The 4,286-nt window shown below is 63.8% G+C and carries 4 protein-coding genes and 1 pseudogene; all 5 read right to left on the minus strand.

All coding sequences use genetic code 11. The annotated features are described in order from the left end of the window. On the minus strand, positions 1-590 hold a 590-nt coding region (locus EOA38_RS29285), incomplete at its 3' end, for a sugar ABC transporter permease (protein WP_145966112.1). Between the two features lie 147 nt (positions 591-737). After that, entirely contained in the window at positions 738-2,015 is a 1,278-nt protein-coding gene (locus EOA38_RS29290; protein WP_127300870.1) for a sugar ABC transporter substrate-binding protein, read from the minus strand. Between the two features lie 24 nt (positions 2,016-2,039). After that, entirely contained in the window at positions 2,040-3,242 is a 1,203-nt protein-coding gene (locus EOA38_RS29295) for a PLP-dependent transferase (protein ID WP_127300871.1), read from the minus strand. After that, positions 3,239-3,970 carry a FadR/GntR family transcriptional regulator gene (locus tag EOA38_RS29300; protein ID WP_127300872.1) on the minus strand — a complete coding sequence of 244 codons (732 nt, stop codon included), beginning with the start codon at positions 3,968-3,970 and terminating at the stop codon, positions 3,239-3,241. The genes EOA38_RS29295 and EOA38_RS29300 overlap by 4 nt, the downstream gene beginning before the upstream one ends. Before the next feature lie 123 nt (positions 3,971-4,093). Further along, a pseudogene (locus tag EOA38_RS29305) lies at positions 4,094-4,286 on the minus strand (DJ-1/PfpI family protein); the annotation flags it as partial.

A 4,286-nucleotide genomic window follows, 5' to 3' on the forward strand; every position in this document is an offset into this window, starting at 1 on the left:
ATCGACTTCAGCGCGGCGAGCAGCGTGATGGCGAAGAAGGGAATGCCGAACCAGATGTTGGCGACGATCGGCCCCCACATGGCGGTGGCCGGATCGGAAAGCACATTGGTCGGCTCGGCCTTCAGCCCGAGCGCGAAGAGCCAGTGCGGCAGCGGACCGATGATCGGGTTGAACAGCCAGGCCCAGGTGAGACCCGACAGGAAGGACGGCACCGCCCAGGGCAGGAACACCACCGCCTGCACGATCTTGCGGCCATAGAACGGCTTGTCGAGCAGCAGCGCCAGACCCAACCCGAGGAAGAACTGGAAGAACAGGCTGGCGACGGTCCACCGTAGCGTGTTGACGAGAGCCTGGCCGAGCACCTGGTCGGACAACATCGCCTGGTACTGGCCCAGGCCGACATATTCCGACTTGAAGGCCGAGAATTTGCGGAAGGAATAGCTGATGCCGATGATCAGCGGCACCAGGAGCACCACGACCAGCAGGACGATAGCCGGCGAAAGATAGAGCCATGGCTCGATCGCGGCCTTCGTCAGCCGCTTCTTCCGCGGCTGGGCGGCGGATCGGATTTCGGACACTGCGTAGGTCATACGGGGCTCGCGGTGAAAGGTGGGGGCCGGCGTGCCAACAGGCAGGCAGATGAGGGGCAGCGCGAACTTATGAAATGCTGGCGCCGCCCCTCATCCGGTCCTTCGGACCACCTTCTCCCCGTTAACGGGGAGAAGGCAGAGAGGGCGTCACTTCTTATTCTTGGCCAGCCAGGCCTGTTGTTCCTTGGTCAGGAACGCAGCCCATTCGTCAGCCACCTGCTTGGCCGGCTTCTGGCCGAGCAGCACTTCCTGGAAGTTCTTGATCGCCACCTGGTCGACGAAGTTGCCGAGGTTCTCGAGATGGGTCGGCGGGGTCACCATTTCATATTTGGAGCTGTCGCTGAGCTCGGTGAACCAGCCCTTGAACTGCTCCGTCTTGAAGTGAGCGTCCTGGTCGGCGCCGTTGTGGATCGGGACGACGCCGACTTCCTTGGCCCATTCCAGATTGTCCTTGGGCGACAGAAGCGTCGCCATCAGCTTCCAGGCCTCTTCCTTGTGCTGGGAGTTGGCGAACATCGCCCAGCCGGCATAGCCCAGCGTCGGATAGGATTTGCCGCTCGGTCCCACGGGAAGCGGAGCCACGGCGAAGTCGTCGGCGCTCATCTTGTCGGCGATGCCGAGCAGCGCGTCGGGATCCTGATTGAGCATGGCGCAGGTGCCGGAATAGAAACCGGTCACCGTCTCATTGAAGCCCCAGCTCACCGCATCCTTCGGCGCCAGGCCATTCTTGTACATGTCGGCCAGCATCTGCAGGCCCTTGACCGAGCCCTCGTCGTTGATGGTCGAGGTGCCGTCGTCGGTGAAATAGCCGCCCTTGCCGTCGGCGATGTTCATGAACATGTGCATGCCATTAAAGGCGCCGGGGCCGCCGCGCAGGCAGTAGCCGTATTTGCCGGGAATGGCCGAGATCTTCTTCGAGAACTCGACGAACTCGTCGAGGGTTGCCGGCGGACGGTCGAGACCCGCTTCCTTGAACAGCTTCTTGTTCCAGAACAGCGCGTTCACATAGTAGCCGTAGGGGATCATGAACTGGGTGTTGTTGACGGTCGAGCCGAACTGCTTGGCGCGGTCGCCGAGCGTCTTGGCGTCGTCCCACTTGGCCATATACGGGCCGAGATCCTCGAGCTGGCCGTTGTTGGCATAGAGGCCCATCCAGCGTTCCGGCATCTCGACGACGTCAGGCGTATCGCCAGCCTGGACCATGGTCAGGAATTTTTCGAAGGCCTGGCCCCAGGGCAGCGAGACGAGCTCGACCTTGATGCCCTTGTTGGCGGCTTCGAACTCGGCGATCTGCTTCTTCAGGAATTCGGTGCGCGGCGGGCTGGTGATGACCTCGACCATCTTGATCGTGGTGTCGGCCAGCGCACCGCTGGCGGAGATCGCCAGGCCGGCAACGGCGGCAAGCATCAGCGTCAGTCTTTTCATGTTCAGGACTCCCATTTTGAACAGTTATTTTTTTGACTTGTCGAAGGCCTGGACGACGTCCGCCCAGAGATCCTCGACATTTTCCAATCCGACATTGAAGCGGATGGTTCGGGGGCTGACGCCGAAGCGCGCCATCGAATTGAGACCCGGCGTCTGCTCGAGCGAGGCCTTTGCCGGCACGACCAGACTTTCATGGCCGCCCCAGCTGACGCCGATGCGGAAGAGCTTCAGCGCATCGACGAAAGCAGGAATGTCGACATCCTCCGTGACCTCGAAGGAGAACAGTCCGGCATAGCCGGCAAGCGTCTTCTTGCCGGGGTGATTGGAGTAGGCGGGATGGTTGACCCGCTCGACCTTGCCATGCGCCTTGAGCCGCTCGGCAAGCGTCAGCCCGCTCTTCATGTGATGCGGCAAGCGCAACGGCAGAGTGCGCAGACCGCGCAGGAGCAGCCAGCCCTCGAACGGCGAGAGCTTGCCGCCGAGCGAGGAATAGGTCTGCTCGTTGATGTGTTTGATGTGCGCGGCGGACCCAGCCACCACGCCGGCGACGGTGTCGCTGTGGCCGCCGAGATATTTCGAGGCCGAATGCAGCACCAGATCGACGCCATGCGCAATCGGCTTCTGGAATACCGGCGTGGCCCAGGAATTGTCGATGGAGGTGACAATGCCCTGTTCCTTCGCCAGCCGGGTCAGGTGCGCGATGTCCTGCAGCTCGAACATCATCGAGGTCGGGCTTTCGAGATAGAGCAGCTTGGCACCGGGCAGAGCTGCCGCGACAGCGTCGGGATCGGAGCCGTCGACATAGTCGACCTTGATGTTGAGACGCGGGAACAGCCGCTCGAACAGCCGGTAGGCGTCGCCATAGCAATTGCGCACGGCGACGATGCGCTCGCCGGCGCCGACGAAGGCGAGCACCGTGGCGCTGATCGCCGCCATGCCGCTGGAGAAGCCGCGCGCGGCCTCGGCGCCTTCCAAGGCGGCGACGCGCGCCTCGAACTCCATCACCGTCGGATTGTCGCCGCGCGAATAGATCGGCTGCCTACGACGGCCGGCGAAAGTGTCGGCCATGTCGGCATAATTGTCGAAGGTGAACAGCGAGGTTTGGTAGATCGGCGGCACCACCGCGCCGCCGGGGAACGGATCGTCATGCGCCAGAAGCGTGGCCGCTTCGCCCAGATAGTCGCTGGCGGAAATGACTGGGTCGAAGGCGGTCGGGTGCTCGTTCATCTGCGGTCCGAAAGCTTGAGGTTGGCGGCGCCGCGCTTGAGGTCGTCTTCGACCGTGGCGATGAGCTTCAGCGCTTCGCGCCTTGCCCCCTCCGGATCATGCGCGGCGATGCAGTCGAAAATGGTGCGATGGTAGGGAAAACTGGCGTGGCCGAAGTCGCGCACGCCGAGCGGATGCTCCCAGAAGCGATGGAACAGCTCGTGCATGGCGCTGATGATCTGCTCGAACAGCGGATTGCCCGAGGCGCGGTAGACCGACTGGTGGAACTCCCAGTCCTCCTCCGACGACATGCCAGCGCGGGTGTGGAAGGCCTCTTCCATGATGTTCAGCTTGCGCTCGATCTCTGCGATCTCGGCTTTGCCGGCGCGGACGGCGCAAAGGGCGGCCGCCTCGGCCTCCAGCGCGCGGCGGATTTCCAGCGTGCGCATCAGACCGGCGAAGTCGTTGCCGCCGGCCAATGTCAGGGGCATATGCAGCATGTCCGGCGAGACCGCCGCCTTGAGATAGGTGCCGCTGCCTTGCCGCCGCTCGACGAGGCCCAGGCCTTCCCAGCGGGTGAGCGCCTCGCGAACCGTGTTGCGGCTGACCTTGAGGCGCTCGGCCAGGATGCGCTCGGTCGGCAGTTTTTCACCGGGGCCGAGGGCCTCTTGCCTGACAAAGCCGGCCAACGCCTTCAGTACCGCGTCGTCGCGGGCCGTGGCCTGGATGGGCGGGAGAGGATCGGTCACGCTGGCGGAAACCCAAAGTGGTTCAATGGTCCAACCAATTTCTGCACAGAGCGAGGGGCGTGTCAACAGGCGAAACGAGCAGAGCCGAACGGCGCGGCTACGGCACCGTTCGGCCCGGTTGGTTCAGCCGTGGATGCGCGCCGGCGTGGCCGCGCGAGCTTCGCGCCAGCGGGCAAACATTTCCTCGCGTGCCCGTCTCGAACCCGCAAGCCGCTCCTTTGCCTGCGCCAGCACGGCCGGCGAAGCCTCGGCGGGCGTGCCCGACCGGAAGGGAGGAGCCGGGGCATATTCGAGCGAGAGCTGCACCGTTTCGGCT

Source organism: Mesorhizobium sp. M1E.F.Ca.ET.041.01.1.1, assembly GCF_003997355.1.
Lineage (GTDB): Bacteria > Pseudomonadota > Alphaproteobacteria > Rhizobiales > Rhizobiaceae > Mesorhizobium.